The sequence below is a fragment of the Chryseobacterium tongliaonense genome, assembly GCF_041224435.1.
In the GTDB taxonomy this organism is placed as follows: Bacteria; Bacteroidota; Bacteroidia; order Flavobacteriales; family Weeksellaceae; genus Chryseobacterium; species Chryseobacterium tongliaoense.
The window spans coordinates 73559-87632 of sequence record NZ_JBGFFD010000009.1 but is presented as its reverse complement, the minus strand read 5'-3'; the positions used below and the strand labels follow the sequence as shown (position 1 = coordinate 87632).

The 14074-nt window shown below is 37.4% G+C and carries 16 protein-coding genes; 15 read left to right on the top strand and 1 reads right to left on the bottom strand.

Going from position 1 to position 14074, the window contains the following annotated elements; translation table 11 throughout:
• The first annotated feature begins 57 nt into the window (after positions 1-57).
• From AB8P06_RS17310 to AB8P06_RS17290, 5 genes are all read left to right on the top strand, one after another.
• Positions 58-795, top strand: coding sequence for a shikimate dehydrogenase family protein (locus tag AB8P06_RS17310; protein ID WP_369843496.1), 738 nt, complete (start codon positions 58-60; stop codon positions 793-795).
• A 77-nt stretch (positions 796-872) separates the two neighbouring features.
• Positions 873-2678, top strand: coding sequence for a DUF349 domain-containing protein (locus AB8P06_RS17305; RefSeq protein WP_369843495.1), 1806 nt, complete (start codon positions 873-875; stop codon positions 2676-2678).
• Between the two features lie 60 nt (positions 2679-2738).
• Entirely contained in the window at positions 2739-3758 is a 1020-nt protein-coding gene (gene ribD, locus AB8P06_RS17300) for a bifunctional diaminohydroxyphosphoribosylaminopyrimidine deaminase/5-amino-6-(5-phosphoribosylamino)uracil reductase RibD (protein WP_369843494.1), read from the top strand.
• Between the two features lie 77 nt (positions 3759-3835).
• Positions 3836-4006: a bacteriocin-like protein gene (locus AB8P06_RS17295; RefSeq protein WP_156104432.1), complete on the top strand. Its 171-nt coding sequence runs from the start codon at positions 3836-3838 to the stop codon at positions 4004-4006.
• A gap of 124 nt (positions 4007-4130) precedes the next feature.
• Positions 4131-4733 (top strand): IMPACT family protein, encoded by a 603-nt coding sequence (locus AB8P06_RS17290; RefSeq protein ID WP_369843493.1) that lies wholly within the window; start codon positions 4131-4133, stop codon positions 4731-4733.
• Here the strand turns inward: AB8P06_RS17290 and AB8P06_RS17285 are convergent, their stop codons facing one another.
• Positions 4734-5444 carry a zinc metallopeptidase gene (locus AB8P06_RS17285; RefSeq protein ID WP_369843492.1) on the bottom strand — a complete coding sequence of 237 codons (711 nt, stop codon included), beginning with the start codon at positions 5442-5444 and terminating at the stop codon, positions 4734-4736. It abuts the gene before it with no gap.
• Positions 5445-5539: 95 nt separating this feature from the next.
• Here AB8P06_RS17285 and AB8P06_RS17280 point away from each other — a divergent pair, with 95 nt between their 5' ends.
• From AB8P06_RS17280 to AB8P06_RS17235, 10 genes are all read left to right on the top strand, one after another.
• Complete coding sequence (locus AB8P06_RS17280) at positions 5540-6667, top strand: GTP cyclohydrolase (protein WP_369843491.1); 1128 nt, start codon at positions 5540-5542, stop codon at positions 6665-6667.
• 227 nt (positions 6668-6894) lie between these two features.
• A complete protein-coding gene (locus AB8P06_RS17275; protein WP_369843490.1) occupies positions 6895-7071 on the top strand; it encodes a hypothetical protein in 177 nt (58 codons plus the stop codon).
• Between the two features lie 245 nt (positions 7072-7316).
• A complete protein-coding gene (locus AB8P06_RS17270) occupies positions 7317-7688 on the top strand; it encodes an NADH-quinone oxidoreductase subunit A (RefSeq protein ID WP_007844978.1) in 372 nt (123 codons plus the stop codon).
• A 94-nt stretch (positions 7689-7782) separates the two neighbouring features.
• On the top strand, positions 7783-8343 hold the full coding sequence (locus AB8P06_RS17265; RefSeq protein WP_007844976.1) for an NADH-quinone oxidoreductase subunit B: 561 nt from the start codon (positions 7783-7785) through the stop codon (positions 8341-8343).
• A gap of 6 nt (positions 8344-8349) precedes the next feature.
• A complete protein-coding gene (locus tag AB8P06_RS17260) occupies positions 8350-8844 on the top strand; it encodes an NADH-quinone oxidoreductase subunit C (protein WP_369843489.1) in 495 nt (164 codons plus the stop codon).
• A gap of 68 nt (positions 8845-8912) precedes the next feature.
• A complete protein-coding gene (nuoD, locus tag AB8P06_RS17255; protein ID WP_369843488.1) occupies positions 8913-10136 on the top strand; it encodes an NADH dehydrogenase (quinone) subunit D in 1224 nt (407 codons plus the stop codon).
• A gap of 105 nt (positions 10137-10241) precedes the next feature.
• Positions 10242-10751 (top strand): NADH-quinone oxidoreductase subunit NuoE family protein, encoded by a 510-nt coding sequence (locus tag AB8P06_RS17250; RefSeq protein ID WP_369843487.1) that lies wholly within the window; start codon positions 10242-10244, stop codon positions 10749-10751.
• A 12-nt stretch (positions 10752-10763) separates the two neighbouring features.
• Positions 10764-12122 (top strand): NADH-quinone oxidoreductase subunit NuoF, encoded by a 1359-nt coding sequence (gene nuoF, locus AB8P06_RS17245; RefSeq protein ID WP_369843486.1) that lies wholly within the window; start codon positions 10764-10766, stop codon positions 12120-12122.
• Position 12123: 1 nt separating this feature from the next.
• Positions 12124-13005 carry a hypothetical protein gene (locus tag AB8P06_RS17240; protein ID WP_369843485.1) on the top strand — a complete coding sequence of 294 codons (882 nt, stop codon included), beginning with the start codon at positions 12124-12126 and terminating at the stop codon, positions 13003-13005.
• A 46-nt stretch (positions 13006-13051) separates the two neighbouring features.
• Positions 13052-14050 carry an NADH-quinone oxidoreductase subunit G gene (locus AB8P06_RS17235; RefSeq protein ID WP_369843484.1) on the top strand — a complete coding sequence of 333 codons (999 nt, stop codon included), beginning with the start codon at positions 13052-13054 and terminating at the stop codon, positions 14048-14050.
• Positions 14051-14074 lie beyond the last annotated feature (24 nt).

The window sequence follows — 14074 nt, the reverse complement described above, 5'->3', positions numbered from 1 at the left end:
CAAAAAATATTTCAAACTAAAGACCGATTTATTCGGTCTTTTTTTTATTTTTGATAGATGGATTCCAATAAAAAATTAGGTCTGATAGGAAGAAATATTTCCTATTCTTTTTCTAAAAAATTTTTCGAAGACAAGTTTCAGAAATTAATGCTTAAAGGCTTTTCTTACGACATCTTCGACCTTAATGAAATCGATGAAGTAGAAAGCCTGTTTTCAAAACCTGAACTTTTAGGTTTTAATGTAACCATTCCTTACAAGGAAAAAATCATTGGCTATCTGGATGAATTAAGTGATGAGGCAGAAAAAATCGGCGCCGTCAACTGTGTGGTCATCCAAAATGGTAAAAAAACAGGATACAACACAGATGCATTCGGGTTTGAGAAGACATTGCTGCTCCATAAAAAAGCCCATCATACTTCCGCTTTGATCCTTGGAAACGGAGGTGCTGCAAAAGCAGTAAAATATATCCTGGACAAACATGGGATTCCTTCAAAAACCGTTGCAAGAACCTCAGAACTGAATTTTGAAAACCTTGATAAAGAAACCGTTCAAAATCATAAACTTATTATCCAGACCACTCCTGTAGGCACTTTCCCAAATGTGGAAGACTGTCTTGATTTTCCTTTTGAAGGGCTTTCAAATGAGCATCTGATTATAGATTTAATATACAATCCGAATTACACCCAATTCATCATTAATGCTTCTGAAAAAGGAGCAAAAACAGTGAACGGTTACTACATGCTTGAGCAGCAAGCAGAAAAAGCTTGGGAAATTTGGAATTTTCAAAAAAAATAACATAAATTAGTACCATATTTGGCTTTTCAGCTTTATTTTAAAAAGATATTAAACGCCACTCACATAAAAGATTTGCTATGACTACAGAAAACAATCTTTCTGAAAACGAAGAAAACAAAAATTCTACTGAAGTACCTCAAGAACAAACATCACAAAACGATCCATCTCAAGATGAAAATGTACATGAAGAAGAGACTGAGCATTTGGAAGATCCTGTAGATGCTGATATCACTTTAGCTGATGCCTTGAAAGAAATGGAAAAAATCATCAACGCTCCCAATGCAGGTGAAGATTTTAAAAATTTCAATCTCCTCAAAGAAAAAGCAAGTCACTACATCCACGATGAAGTGGAAGACAAAAAGCACGAATATACTGACGCCGGTAATGCGCCTGAAAATTTCAGCTACGAGCATCCTTTACAGGCTAAATTTTCCGCTCTGGTAAATATTTTCAGGGAAAAGCACGATGATTTCCAGAAAGGACAGGAAGAAGAGCAGAAAAAAAACCTGGATCACCGTCAGAATATTATTGAAAGGCTTAAAAACCTTTATACCAACTCCGAGCCTGGCGTTAATCTATTCAAATCAATCCGCGAGATCAAAGAAGAGTGGTCAAATGCAGGGCAGGTTGCAAAATCTGAATTCAAAATCCTGAACAACAATTATTTCCACCACCTGAATCAATTCTATCAGATGCTGGATCTGAATAAAGAGTTTTTAGAGCAGGAATACAGTCACAATCTTGAAAAAAGGCAGCACATTATTGCCCGTGCCAAAGAGCTTGAAAACGAACCGGTTATTCAGAAAGCATTAAATGAATTACAATATCTTCATAAACTCTGGAAAGAAGAAGCTGAACCGGTAGCAGAAGAATTCCGTGAAAAAACATGGGAGGAATTCAAAGAAATCTCTAATAAAATTCACGAAAGAAAATCCGAACTGTCTGCAGCTATAGAATCTGAACAGATCGCCAATTTCGAAAAGAAGAATCAGATCATCGCAGAAATCAAAAAGCTTTCAGAGCCGAGTGAAACGCCTAATCATAATTACTGGCAGAATGCGATCAGAAGAGTTGAAGATTTACGTTCAGACTTTTTAAAAACCGGAAGTGTTCCGAGAAAATCATCCAACCAAAACTGGAATGATTTCAAAACAACACTCAGAGCTTTCAATACGACGAAAAACAATTACTATAAATCTTTAAAAGGATCTCAACAGGCTAACCTGGATGAAAAATTAAAACTGATCCAGACCGCTAAAGACAATATGAACAATGAAGAATGGGATATTGCTGTTCCGTTATTCAAAAAATTGCAGGAAGACTGGAAAAAGATCGGCCATGTTCCGAAGAGCATGACCAATAAAATCTGGGACGAGTTCCGCGATGCCTGTAATACGTTTTTCAACAACTACAGAGAGAAAAGCAATGCTTCTACAGACAACTGGAAAGAAAACTACAAGAATAAAAAAGACATCCTTGAAGACCTGAAAACAGTGACTGACGAAGAAGGCAGCATCGAAAGGATTGAAGCCATTAAAACAGCATGGAATAATATCGGGAAGGTTCCGAGAGACAAAATTTCAATCAATTCAGAATTCAACAAGACTTTAAGGGAAAAACTGAAGCTGAATAAAATCAACGAGCTTGAACTTAAAGAAGAAGGTTTATCCGAAAACCAGCTTACAGATAAAGCAAGAAAAATCAAGAGCCAAATCTCTGATCTTGAAGCTGAAATCGTGAAACTGGAAAATAACCTGGCATTCTTCAAAAACCCGTCAAAAGACAATCCGTTGTTGAAAGATACTTTCAACTCGATCGATGAGAAAAAAGCTCATCTGGAAACCTTAAAACAAAATCTTCACAGCATCATTGCCGGAGAATAATATATTTTAAAATTTAAAAAGGCGGAGCAAAGCAATTTGGCTTCGCCTTTTTCATTCAATATGGAAGACGAATTTTACATAAAAAGATGTATCGAACTTGCTCAGAAAGCTTTGGGCAAAACCTATCCCAACCCGTTGGTAGGAAGTGTAATTGTACATAACGACGAGATCATTGGGGAAGGATATCATCATAAAGCAGGAGAAAACCATGCAGAAATTAATGCAATCAATTCCGTAATGAATAAGGATCTCATTCCCGAATCTACCATTTATGTTTCCCTGGAACCCTGCGCACATTACGGAAAAACGCCACCCTGTGCCCTGAAAATTAAAGAACTCGGATTCAAAAAAGTAGTGATCGGAGCAATGGATTCACACGATAAAGTAAACGGAAAAGGCAAAAAGATCATTCAGGATGCAGGGATAGAAGCCGTTTCAGGAGTTTTAGAGAAAGAATGCATTGAGCTGAACAAAAGATTTTTCACTTATCATGAAAAGAAAAGACCGTATATCATTCTGAAATGGGCGGAATCGGGTGATGGCTTTTTAGACAAAGATTTTAAGCCCTACCCTGTTTCAAATTCCCTGGTGAATCAATTCGTACATCAGTTAAGAGCTGATGAGCATGCTATTTTAGTTGGAACACAAACAGCATTGAATGACAACCCGGGCCTGACCGTAAGAAATGTGGAAGGAACTAATCCGGTCAGAATTCTAATTGATTTCGATTTAAAAGTTCAGAAAGATTTTAAAATTTACAACAACGAATCCAAAACACTGGTGTTCAACAGGATTAAGGAAGATATTGAAGAACACATCCGGTTTATTAAAACAGAAAAAGAAAATTTCCTTCCGGATCTGATGGATGCTTTATATAAACAGCAGATTCAATCAGTTATCATTGAAGGCGGACGTTTTACTCTACAGCAATTTATTGATGCCGGTCTTTGGGATGAGGCGATAGTCATTAAAAATGAAAACTTAAAACTTGAAAACGGGACAAAAGCTCCTGAATTTAACCATCAGCCTTCCGAAATCCGGTCTTTGAGAGATAATAGCATTTATTTTTATCATTCGTGAAAAAATAAAATATTTAGAAATAATCACTATGATTTGAAATAAAATTATTAATTTGGTTAAAGCTAAATCAAATTATTATGAAAAATCTAAAGAAAATCAACCGTCAAAACCTGAAAAAGGTAACCGGAGGAATCAGAAAATGCTGTACATTTTATCCGCCGGAATTGCAGTTACAATGCTGTCCAAACCCTTCAAGCATGAGCTGCCCACCACCCTGGATTGAAGGATCTTTTCCGGAAGCCTGTTAAAACAGCCTAAATATACATTGATAAAGAGAGCGGAAACGCTCTTTTTTATTGATTTACTTTTCCGTGACATTGATGAATAGTTAATTCTAAAGCTTAATTTTGCAGCATTAATTGCAGAGCGAATATGTTTGAATACAAAACCATAGAAAAACCCATAGAAAATACTTTATTGAAAGAAAAGGGAAGCAAATTTATCGGATTTGCATTTCCGGTCGGTAATGAAGCAGAGCTTAAAAATGCGCTGGAAAAAATCAGGACAGAGCATCCCAAAGCTACTCACCATTGCTACGCTTTCAGGATGGGACTGAATGGTGAAAACTATCGTGCAAATGATGATGGGGAACCGTCAGGAAGTGCCGGATTGCCCATCTACAATCAATTATTGGCCCATGAAATCACTAATGTTCTGGTAATTGTTGTCCGTTATTACGGCGGTACAAAACTGGGGGTTTCCGGATTGGTAAAAGCTTACAAAGAATCTGCAAAAATTACTTTGGAAGAAGCACATATCATTACAAAAGAATTAGAAACCCGGATTGAAATTCATTTTAATTTTAATCAGCAGAATACCATCTTCACGCTTTTATCAAAATTTGATGCTAAAGTTTTGGATTTCGATGCCAATGAAAACTGTGTTCTGACAGCTTCTTTAAAAATAGCCCAAAAAGAAAGCATCTCAGAAAAACTATCCGAGATGCAAAATATTTCTTTTAAATTTCCAGACTGATTAATTTCTTCTGCTGCCCATCAATAACGACACCCAATAAAGAAGCTGTGCCAAAGATCCTATCGCTGCTACAAGATATGTTCTCGCTGCCCATTTTAAGCTGTCCTGAACACCTACATATTCTTCTGCTGTCACTGTTCCTGTATCTTTCAGCCATTTCATAGCCCTGTTGCTCGCATCATATTCTACCGGAAGCGTTACAAAAGCAAAAAGTGTAGTCACGGCAAACATAATGACACCAATCATTAAAACCGTTGCATTTCCATTCGGGTTATCAATCGATCTTGTTGCAGCCATAATCACAATACCTGCAATAAGAACAAACTGCATTAAACTTGAACTGATATTGACAACAGGTACAAGTTTGGAACGTAGCTGAAGCATAGAATACCCGACTGCATGTTGTACGGCATGACCACATTCGTGAGCTGCCACCGCAGCCGCAGCTGCATTTCTCTGCATATAAACACCTTCTGAAAGGTTTACCGTTTTGTCTGCAGGATTATAATGGTCTGTAAGCTGTCCCGGAACAGAAATCACCTGTACATCATTAATTCCGTTATCGCGCAACATTTTTTCTGCCACTTCTTTTCCGGAAAGCCCGTTTCTGAGATGTACATTGGAATAATATTCGAATTTGGATTTCAACTTCCACGAGACATACCAGCTCACAAGCATTGAAATTCCAATAATAATATAATAACCCGTCATTTTAAATAAATTTTTTATCCTTTAAGATGTAAAAACTGTGCCAAAGTATTGCATTTTATTAATTATATTTGTCCTTAAATTACCCTCATAAAGCTATGTCTAAAGTTTCAGTTATTGAAGTAAAAACGCAGAATGATTTAAAGAAATTTGTCATGTTTCCAATGGATTTGTACAAAAACAATCCTTATTATGTTCCGTCTTTTATTAAAGATGAATTTAAAATCTGGGACGCAAAAGAAAACCCGGCTTTGAACTATTCGGAATCGAAACAATTCCTTGCCCTGAAAGACAATAAAGTAGTGGGAAGGATTGCCGTGATGATCAATCATAAAGAAGAAAGAGAATTAGGCATTAAAAAAGTACGTTTCGGGTGGATCGATTTCATTGACGACCGGGAGGTTTCTGCTGCTCTGATTCAAAAAGCCATAGACTATGCGAAAGAAAACAGCATTGATAAAATTGAAGGGCCAATGGGCTTCACCAATCTTGATAAAGCAGGAATGCTGACCATGGGCTTCGATAAGCTGGCTACAATGATCGGAATTTATAATCATGAATACTATCCTAAACATCTTGAAGCTCTCGGAATGACAAAAGAAAAAGAATGGGTAGAGTTTGAAATGAATTTCCCGAAAGTCTTACCGGAAAAAGTGGAAAAATTCAGTGGACTGATCGCTCAGAAATACAAGCTTAAAGTTTTACATTTCAAATCAAAAGAAGAGATTTTGCCTTATGTAGAGCCTATGTTTAAACTACTGGATGAAACTTACAAGCATCTTTCCACTTACACGCCGATTTCTGATGAACAGATAAAAACGTATAAAGAAAAATATTTCCCTTTCATTGATAAAAATTATGTGATCTGTGTTGTGGATGAAAATGAGGAATTGGTTTCATTTGCCATTACAATGCCATCCTATTCAAAAGCTTTACAAAAATCAAAAGGAAAATTATTCCCATTCGGATGGTGGCATTTTTTACAGGCAAGTAAGAAGAATGACCGTGCCAATTTCTACCTCATTGGTATTCATCCGGAATATCAGAGACGTGGTGTTACAGCCATTATTTTTAAAGAAATCTTCGTCCGCTTTACCAATATGGGAATTAATTTTGCCGAAACGAATCCTGAATTAGAAGAAAACAAAAGCGTACAGGTCCTTTGGCAGGATTACAATCCGGTGAATCACAAAAGGAGAAGAACATACTCATTGACAATTGATTAGGAGTTATGAATTATAAGTTATAAGTTTTGAGTTAAATTGTCATTTAAAAAACTTACACTCATTTTATTTGGCATCAGAAACCATTTACATTTATTAAAATCATAAAAATATGATCATAAACTCAAAACCTTAAACTCAAAACTTTAAACTTTAAACTTTAAACGTTAAACCTTACACCCGAATCACGCAACTCATAATTCATAACTCATCACTTATAACTCACAAACATGAAGCCGCACTTAATCATTTTCGCCATTTTAATCGCAGGATTTATCATTTACAATTTCTTTTTCAAGGTAGAAGATGATAAAATGAATACAATCATTAACATAGCTTATGCGAGTATTCTTTTCGGCTATATTTCTTTTATGGCATTTTCTCTCCTTAAAAAAATGAAGAAATAATATAAAAAGTAGTTGAAATAAATATTTATTTCCACAAAACTAATAGATATTTCAAATGGAATACACCTATTGACACCAGGTACGAAAAAAGGGGAAACCTGCACACAAAAGATAATTATCAAACAGCTAATTTTTATTGATTCTAAATTAGTGATTTTCCTAATTTTGATCCTACTTTTAAGCTGATTAATTTCATGCTTTCTTCTTTATTCGCTAAATTTGCAAATTGAGATAATAATGCAAAAATGAATTTACCTGAAAGTTATATTCCAATCCTTATACAAGCGGGTGTTGCAGTCGGTTTTGTAGCTGTTTCACTTCTTGGAGCACATTTTCTGGGTCCAAAACAGAAGAAAGGAAATTCTGTAAAAAACCAAAGTTGGGAGTGTGGGGTACCTGTAGAAGGAAATGCAAGAACACCGTTTTCTATCAAATATTTCCTGACTGCGGTATTGTTTGTACTATTCGATATTGAAATCGTATTTTTTTATCCATACGCTGTAAACTTCAGAGAATTCGGATTTGAAGGATTCCTTGCCGTGCTTACATTCGTAGCCATCTTCTTTGTCGCATTTTTCTATGTCTGGAAACGCGGCGCATTAGATTGGGATAAATAATTTTTAACATTAAAAAGATTCAAAAATTTAAAGATTTAAATCATTCTAGTTTTTTAATCATTAAATCTTTTCAATCTTTAAATAATTTAACAAAATGTCAGATCAAAAACCAATAATAAGAACAGATGCACCTGCTCCCGAAGGATTTGAAGGAGAAGGGTTTTTCGCAACGAAACTGAGCAGTGTAATCGGGATGGCCAGAAAATTTTCTCTTTGGCCCTTACCATTTGCAACCTCTTGTTGTGGTATCGAGTTTATGGCTACCCTGAACCCGACTTATGATGCTTCGAGATTTGGTATGGAAAGAAACTCTTTCTCACCAAGACAGGCAGATATGTTGATGGTTTGCGGAACTATATCTAAGAAATTAGGACCCGTCCTAAAAGAAGTTTACACCCAGATGGCTGAACCGAAATGGGTAGTTGCCGTGGGAGCCTGCGCTTCCAGTGGTGGTATTTTTGACACCTATTCCGTATTACAGGGAATTGATAAAATTATTCCGGTTGACGTATATGTTCCTGGATGCCCGCCAAGACCGGAGCAGATCATTGAAGGCGTAATGCAGGTACAGGCTCTTGCAGAAAGCGAAAGCATCAGAAGAAGAGATATGCCTGAATACCAGAAATTGTTAGACTCTTACAACATAAGCAACTAAACGGAAATGACAAACGAATTTGTATTAGAAGCCATCACAAGAGAATTTCCGGAATCTGTAATTTCAAGCTCAGAACCTTATGGAATGCTGACAGTCGAAATTAAAAAAGATGATATTAAGAAGGTAATTCATTATCTTAAAGACTCATCGCTTGAATTTAATTTCCTTACCGATATTTGTGGAATCCATTACCCTGAATTTCCGGAGAAAGAAATAGGTGTTGTTTATCATTTACACAACATGATGGCTAATTTCAGAATCCGTCTGAAAATTTTCATGTCAAGAGAAAACATTGAAGTAGATTCACTTGTAGAGTTGTATGCAGGAGCCAACTGGATGGAGAGAGAAACGTATGATTTCTATGGAATTAAATTCAAAGGACATCCGGATCTGAGACCTATTTTAAATATGGAAGATCTCGGATACCATCCAATGTTGAAGGAATATCGTTTGGAAGACGGCACAAGAACCGATAAGGACGATAGCATGTTCGGAAGATAAAAATATAAATAATGACGGGTCGTGTTGATTAATGATCATTATTGCCTGTCAATTATCCATTATATATTATGAAAGATAACTCATTATCTAATATACTAAACCAATACGAAAGTAAGGAACAGATTGACGGCCAGTTGTACACCCTCAATTTAGGACCTACCCACCCTGCTACTCACGGGATTTTCCAGAATATCTTAACGATGGACGGAGAAAGAATTCTCCACGCTGAGCAAACGGTGGGCTATATCCACAGAGCATTTGAGAAAATTTCCGAAAGAAGAAATTATGCTCAGATCACTACCCTTACCGACCGTATGAATTACTGTTCCGCACCTATCAACAATTTAGGTTGGCATATGACAGTAGAGAAGCTTATAGGAGTGGAAGTTCCTAAACGTGTAGATTACATGCGTGTGATTCTTATGGAATTAGCAAGAATCGGTGACCACCTTATTTGTAACGGAGTAACAGGAATGGACTCCGGAGCCATCACAGGTCTTACCTATATGTTTATCGAAAGAGAACGCATCTATGACATGTATGAGCAGATATGCGGAGCAAGAATGACGACAAATATGGGAAGAATCGGAGGTTTTGAAAGAGATTTCACTCCAAAATTCCATGAATTGCTGAAAGACTTCTTAAAAACTTTCCCGCCAAGATTCCAGGAATTCTGTAATTTATTGGAAAGAAATAGAATTTTCATGGACAGAACCATCGGTGCAGGGGCCATTTCTGCGGAAAGAGCTTTAAGCTATGGTTTCACCGGTCCAAACCTACGTGCAGCCGGAGTAGATTATGACGTAAGAGTTGCACAGCCTTATTCTTCTTACGAGGATTTCGATTTCATTATTCCTGTAGGAACCTCAGGAGACACTTACGACCGTTTCATGGTTCGTCAGCAGGAAATCTGGGAATCAATTAAAATCATCAAACAAGCATACGAAAATCTTCCGGAAGGGCCATTCCATGCGGATGTTCCTGATTTCTATCTTCCTGAAAAAGCAGATGTTTATCAGAAGATGGAAGCATTGATCTACCATTTCAAAATCGTAATGGGAGAAACCGATGTACCTAAAGGCGAGGTTTATCACGCTGTAGAAGGTGGAAACGGAGAATTAGGTTTCTATTTGGTAAGTGATGGTGGAAGAGCTCCTTACAGATTGCACTTCAGAAGACCATGTTTTATCTATTACCAGGCATATCCTGAAATGATTACAGGTTCTGTAATTTCAGATGCGATCGTTACGATGTGTAGTATGAACATTATTGCGGGAGAATTAGACGCATAAAAAAGAAGATGTCAGACATCAGATTTCAGATGTTAGACTCTTCGCTTTATATATAAATTTAAAATCTGATGTCTGAAATCTGGCATCTGAAATCTTAGATAAAAAATGAGCGAAACAATAGCTTTTAAACCGGAAAGTTTAGAACAGGTACATAAAATTATCGCAAGATATCCTGAAGGAAGACAAAAATCTGCCCTTCTTCCTGTCCTTCACTTAGCGCAGAAAGAATTCGGAGGATGGTTAGACGTTCCTGTGATGGATTATGTTGCTGAATTATTAAGTATTAAGCCAATTGAAGTATATGAAGTAGCTACTTTTTATACCATGTTCAATATGAAACCGGTTGGTAAATATGTTTTGGAAGTTTGCAGAACGGGGCCTTGCATGGTTTGCGGAAGCGAAAAGATCCTTAACCATATCAGAACCAAACTGAACATTAAAGACGGAGAAACTACTGAAGACGGTATGTTTACCCTAAAGCCTGCTGAATGTCTCGGTGCATGCGGGTATGCGCCTATGATGCAGTTAGGAAAATTCTTTCACGAAAATTTAACGATAGAAAAAATAGACGAAATCCTTGATCTTTGCAGACAGGGACAGGTTGCTTTAGATTAATTAAAATAGACAATGAGTAAAAAACTTTTACTTAAAGATGCCCATATAGAAGGTATTCGCTACTTTGAAACCTACCGCAAACAGGGAGGTTACGGAGCAGCTGAAAAAGCCTTGAAGATGACGCCGGACGAAATTCTTGAAGAAGTAAAAGCTTCAGGATTAAGAGGCCGTGGTGGAGCAGGATTCCCGACAGGGATGAAATGGAGCTTTCTGGCAAAACCGGAAGGGGTTCCAAGACACTTGGTGGTAAATGCTGATGAATCTGAGCCCGGTACTTTCAAAGACAGATATCTGATGGAATTTCTTCCTCATTTATTGATTGAAGGAATGCTTATTTCATCTTACTGTTTAGGATCGAATGTTTCTTATATCTACATCCGTGGAGAGTATTCATGGATTCCGGATATTCTTGAAGAAGCCATTGAAGAAGCCAAAGCAGCAGGATTTTTAGGTAAAAATATCCTCGGAACAGGTTTCGATTGTGAAATTTACGTTCAGAGAGGAGGTGGAGCATACATTTGTGGTGAAGAAACCGCATTGCTTGAATCTCTTGAAGGTAAAAGAGGAAACCCAAGATTAAAACCGCCATTCCCGGCTGTAAAAGGACTTTGGGAAAGGCCAACGGTGGTAAACAACGTTGAATCGATTGCAGCCATTGTACCGATTATTGATATTACAGGTGCTGAATATGCCAAGATCGGGGTTGGAAGATCTACAGGTACAAAATTAATTTCCGCTTGTGGAAACATCAATAAACCGGGAGTTTATGAAATCGATATGACCATTACGGTAGAAGAATTCATTTACTCTGATGAATATTGCGGTGGTATTGCGAACGGTAAAAGACTGAAAGCCTGTATTCCGGGTGGAAGCTCTGTTCCAATCGTTCCTGCCAATCTATTGCTGAAAACAGTAAACGGAGAACCGAGATACATGAACTATGAATCTTTAGCTGACGGTGGTTTCGCTACCGGAACAATGATGGGTTCAGGAGGTTTCATCGTTTTGGATGAAGACCAGTGTATCGTAGAACATACCATGACTTTAGCGAGATTCTATAATCACGAAAGTTGCGGACAATGTACACCTTGCCGTGAAGGTACGGGGTGGATGTACAAGATTTTAAAGAAAATTGAGAAGGGAGAAGGGAAAATGGAAGATATCGATCTGCTTTGGGATATCCAGAGAAAAATCGAAGGAAATACTATTTGTCCGCTGGGTGACGCAGCAGCATGGCCTGTTGCAGCTGCTATTCGTCATTTCAGAGATGAATTCGAATGGCATATCAAAAACCCTGAATTGTGCTTAACACAAAATTACGGATTAGCCAATTATGCAGAGCCAATTCCTGCTGTTGAAAATAATGCTTAGAATGAAAAATTTGTTGGTAGTCGGTCTAATGATGTCAGGTTTTGCTTTTGGACAGGTTAAAAAAGATACATTAGAAAAAGAGTATAAATTGGAGGTAGCTCCTTATAAAGCTGAAAAGAAAGAAAAACCTTATCCGTTAAGTAAAAAAGGACAGGTATTCGTTTTCTATGGCTGGAACAGAGGAGCCTACAGTAATTCTGATATCCATTTTACCGGAGACGGTTATGATTTTCAGTTGAATAATGTGTCTGCAAGAGATAAACCTACAAAGTTCGGGATCGTTTATTTTGATCCAAGCTGGTTTACTGTAACGCAGTATAATTTCAGACTCGGGTATTTTATTAAAGATAATCTGGCTCTTGTCCTTGGGATTGACCACATGAAATATGTAATGAAACAAAACCAGACCGTTGGTTTCTCAGGATATATTTCAGATCCGAAATATGCAGGAATGGTACAGAACGGACAGGTAGATTTATCTGACACACAGTTTCTTACTTTCGAGCATACTGACGGATTGAATTATGAAAATTTAGGCCTTGAGAAATATAAAAATCTTATTCATAAAAAAAATATAGATTTAGTGTGGTCTTATGGAGCCGGAATCGGAGTCATGTTCCCGAAAAGTAATATCAAGCTTTTTGGAAATGAAAGAAGCGACCGTTTCCACGTTGCAGGGATGGGAACCGATCTCAGATCCAGTCTTAACATGGTTTTCTGGAAAAACTGGATGATAAGAGCAGAAGCAAAAGCCGGATATATCAATATGTGGGATATTAAAACCACATTAAATAATAAGCCGGATAAAGCCCGTCAGGATTTTGTTTTCGGACAGGTCCTTGCAGGAATCGGATATACATTTAACACGAAGAAGTATAATTAAAATAGAGCTTAAAAGCTTTTAACAGCATAAGCGAAAAGCATAGAATATGAGCGAAGAGGTTAAAAAATTCAAAATCACTATAGACGGACAGACTACTGAAGTTTTGCCTGGAACTTCCATCCTGGAAGCGGCAAGACAGATCGGTGGAAAATCTGTACCTCCTGCAATGTGCTACTACAGCAAATTGGAAACCAGTGGCGGGAGATGTAGAACTTGTCTTGTAGAAGTTTCTAAAGGGTCTGAAGCAGATCCTCGTCCTATGCCAAAACTGGTTGCAAGCTGCAGAACGAATGTAATGGATGGTATGGAAGTGAAAAACCTTACTTCCGATAAAGCTCAGGAAGGTAGAAAAGCTGTAACTGAGTTTTTGTTGGTTAATCACCCGTTAGACTGCCCTATCTGTGATCAGGCAGGTGAATGTCACCTTCAGGATCTTGGATACGAACATGGTGTTGAAAATACAAGAACTGAATTCGAAAGAAATACTTACGAAGCAGACGATCTTGGCCCGAATATCAAGCTGAATATGAACCGTTGTATTCTTTGTGCAAGATGTGTATTGGCGGCAAACCAATTGACAGGCGAAAGAGAACATGGTATTCTTTTCAGAGGAGACCATGCTGAAATATCAACTTATCTTAATAAAGCTTTGGATAATGATTTCATAGGAAACGTTATCGATGTTTGCCCGGTAGGAGCTTTAACAGACAGAACTGCACGTTTTGCAAGCAGAGTTTGGTTTACCAATCCGATGAATGCAACCTGCAAATGTGATAAATGCTCAGGAAAAGCAGTGGTATGGATGAAAGGTGACGAAATTGTAAGAGTGACTGCCAGAAAAGACCAATGGGGAGAAGTGGAAGAATTTATCTGCGATACCTGCCGTTTCGAAAGAAAGAGCTTAAGCGACTGGAATATCGAAGGCCCTAGACATATCGACAGACATTCGGTGATTTCGTTGAACCATTATGAGAAGCCTAAAGATGAGCTAAGAGTTTTAGACAATCCGATGGCTAAAGAAATCAGTGAAAAAGACGAAAAATAAAATTTAATCTTTAAGACGTAAGAT

Bases quoted from the DNA above. Each gene is read 5' to 3' on its own strand.
- AB8P06_RS17280 (WP_369843491.1), top strand. From the start codon at position 5,540: ATGTCTAAAGTTTCAGTTATTGAAGTAAAAACGCAGAATGATTTAAAG.
- AB8P06_RS17285 (WP_369843492.1), bottom strand. From the start codon at position 5,444: ATGACGGGTTATTATATTATTATTGGAATTTCAATGCTTGTGAGCTGG.
- AB8P06_RS17270 (WP_007844978.1), top strand. From the start codon at position 7,317: ATGAATTTACCTGAAAGTTATATTCCAATCCTTATACAAGCGGGTGTT.
- nuoF (WP_369843486.1), top strand. From the start codon at position 10,764: ATGAGTAAAAAACTTTTACTTAAAGATGCCCATATAGAAGGTATTCGC.
- nuoD (WP_369843488.1), top strand. From the start codon at position 8,913: ATGAAAGATAACTCATTATCTAATATACTAAACCAATACGAAAGTAAG.
- ribD (WP_369843494.1), top strand. From the start codon at position 2,739: ATGGAAGACGAATTTTACATAAAAAGATGTATCGAACTTGCTCAGAAA.
- AB8P06_RS17295 (WP_156104432.1), top strand. From the start codon at position 3,836: ATGAAAAATCTAAAGAAAATCAACCGTCAAAACCTGAAAAAGGTAACC.
- AB8P06_RS17275 (WP_369843490.1), top strand. From the start codon at position 6,895: ATGAAGCCGCACTTAATCATTTTCGCCATTTTAATCGCAGGATTTATC.
- AB8P06_RS17250 (WP_369843487.1), top strand. From the start codon at position 10,242: ATGAGCGAAACAATAGCTTTTAAACCGGAAAGTTTAGAACAGGTACAT.
- AB8P06_RS17235 (WP_369843484.1), top strand. From the start codon at position 13,052: ATGAGCGAAGAGGTTAAAAAATTCAAAATCACTATAGACGGACAGACT.
- AB8P06_RS17305 (WP_369843495.1), top strand. From the start codon at position 873: ATGACTACAGAAAACAATCTTTCTGAAAACGAAGAAAACAAAAATTCT.
- AB8P06_RS17265 (WP_007844976.1), top strand. From the start codon at position 7,783: ATGTCAGATCAAAAACCAATAATAAGAACAGATGCACCTGCTCCCGAA.
- AB8P06_RS17260 (WP_369843489.1), top strand. From the start codon at position 8,350: ATGACAAACGAATTTGTATTAGAAGCCATCACAAGAGAATTTCCGGAA.
- AB8P06_RS17240 (WP_369843485.1), top strand. From the start codon at position 12,124: ATGAAAAATTTGTTGGTAGTCGGTCTAATGATGTCAGGTTTTGCTTTT.
- AB8P06_RS17290 (WP_369843493.1), top strand. From the start codon at position 4,131: ATGTTTGAATACAAAACCATAGAAAAACCCATAGAAAATACTTTATTG.
- AB8P06_RS17310 (WP_369843496.1), top strand. From the start codon at position 58: ATGGATTCCAATAAAAAATTAGGTCTGATAGGAAGAAATATTTCCTAT.